This is a genomic window from Micromonospora parastrephiae, from assembly GCF_016802865.1.
Taxonomy (GTDB): Bacteria; Actinomycetota; Actinomycetes; order Mycobacteriales; family Micromonosporaceae; genus Micromonospora; species Micromonospora parastrephiae.
Window position 1 is genome coordinate 1 of record NZ_JAEVHM010000385.1, and the last position, 1790, is coordinate 1790.

The 1790-nt window shown below is 76.1% G+C and carries 2 protein-coding genes; one reads left to right on the plus strand and one right to left on the minus strand.

The window, feature by feature from the left end; genetic code table 11:
- On the minus strand, positions 1-1521 hold a 1521-nt coding region (locus JNW91_RS31250), incomplete at its 3' end, for a phytoene desaturase family protein (RefSeq protein ID WP_203179031.1).
- A gap of 72 nt (positions 1522-1593) precedes the next feature.
- Here JNW91_RS31250 and JNW91_RS31255 point away from each other — a divergent pair.
- The coding region (locus tag JNW91_RS31255; RefSeq protein WP_203179032.1) for an aldehyde dehydrogenase family protein at positions 1594-1790 on the plus strand (197 nt) is incomplete at its 3' end.

A 1790-nucleotide genomic window follows, 5' to 3' on the forward strand; every position in this document is an offset into this window, starting at 1 on the left:
GCGGGCCGCGTTCGCGCCGGGCGCGCCGTGCACCCCGCCGCCGGGGTGTGCCGACGAGCTGGCCAGGAAGAGCCGGTCCACCGGGGTGTCCGCCCGCCCCAGGCCGGGGATCGGACGCAGGAACAGCTGCTGGTACGCGGCGGCGGTGCCACCGCCGAGCGCACCGCCGACCAGGCTCGGGTTGCCCCTCTCCAGATCGGCCGGCCCGGCCACGTGCCGGCCGACGATCAGTTGCCGGAAGCCCGGGGCCGCCGCCTCCAGCACGTCCTCCATCCGCTGCACGTGCCCGGCGATGTCCTCGGCACGCCAGTCCCGTCGGAACGGCAGGTGGGTGTACGACCAGAGCGACTCGGTGCCCGGCGGGGAGTGGCTCGGGTCGGCCACCGACATCTGCCCCACCAGCAGGAACGGGTCGCGGGGCAGCTCGCCACGGGCCAGCTCGCCGGCGTAGTGGGTGAGCCCGTTCAGGTCCGCTCCCAGGTGCACCGTGCCGGAGCCGGCCACCTCCCGGTTCGTCCACGGCACCGGCGCGGAGAGCGCCCAGTCCACCTTCAGTGTCGAGCCGTCCCACCGGAAGTGCGCCAGGTCCTCGACCAGCCGGGACGGCAACGCCGCCGCGCCGACCAGGTCCAGGTAGAGCGCCGGCGCCGGCACATCGGCCAGCACGGCCCGCCGGGCCCGCCACAGCGTGCCGCCGACGGTGCGGACGCCCATCGCGCGGCCCCGCGCGGTGAGCACCCGGTCGACCCGGGCGCCGTAGAGGATCGTCCCGCCGCGCTCCTGCAACCGGGCGACCAGCGCGTTGGTGATCTGCTGCGCGCCGCCGTCGGGCACCGGCCAGCCGACCTGTTGACCGAGCATGGCCAGCAGCCACCCGTACACCCCGGAGCCGGCCTCCTCCGGGGACAGGTCGGTGTGCAGGGCGCAGCCGGCCAGCAGCGCGGGCCCTCCGGGGCCTTGGAAGAGTTCGTCGCCGAGCTTGCGTACCGGCACCACCAGCCGCCGGGCCAGCCGTAGCGCGCCGGCGATCCGCAGCCGGCGCAGCAGACCCAGCCCGCCGCGTACCGGCGGGAACGGCGTGGTGATCGCGTCCAGCATCGGCTCGGCCACCTCGAGCCAGTCGGTGTACGCGTTGAGCCAGCGCTTCCCGTCGCCGGGTGCGAACTGCTCCAGCGACGCGGCGGTGACGTCCGGATCCCGGTTGATCACCGCGGCCCGACCGTCCGGCAGCAGGTGCGCCAGCACGTCCGGGGAGTGTCGCCAGGACAGGCCGTGCCGGCCCAGGTCGAGCCGGCGCAGCACCGGGGAGGCGTACCCCAGGGGGTAGAACGAGCTGTAGAGGTCGCTGAGGTAGCCGGGCGCGGTCACCTCGGCCGAGCGGACGGCGCCGCCGGGCACGGCGGTCGCCTCCAGCACGACCACGTCCCACCCGGCATCGGCCAGCAGGTTGGCCGCGACGAGGCCGTTGTGACCGGCCCCGACGACGACGGCGTCCGCGCTCTGCGCGCCGGTGGTAGTCATCCGACCCGGCTACCCGGCGCGCAACCGGGCGAAACGCGTTTGCCTCGCGGGGGCCGGGGCATCCAGCGCCGCATGTACACGGTTGCGCAGCTGGTGGGCGGGGTGTGGGGTGCGGGCGGCGACGGCGGTGAGCTGGTCGTCCACGACCCGGCGGACGATTCGCCGGTCAGCACGGTGCCGGTGGCCACCGCCGACGAGGTCGGCAAGGCGGCACAGGCGGCGCGCGGCGCGGCGGCGCAGTGGGCGGCGACCGCGCCGGCCGCGCGGGC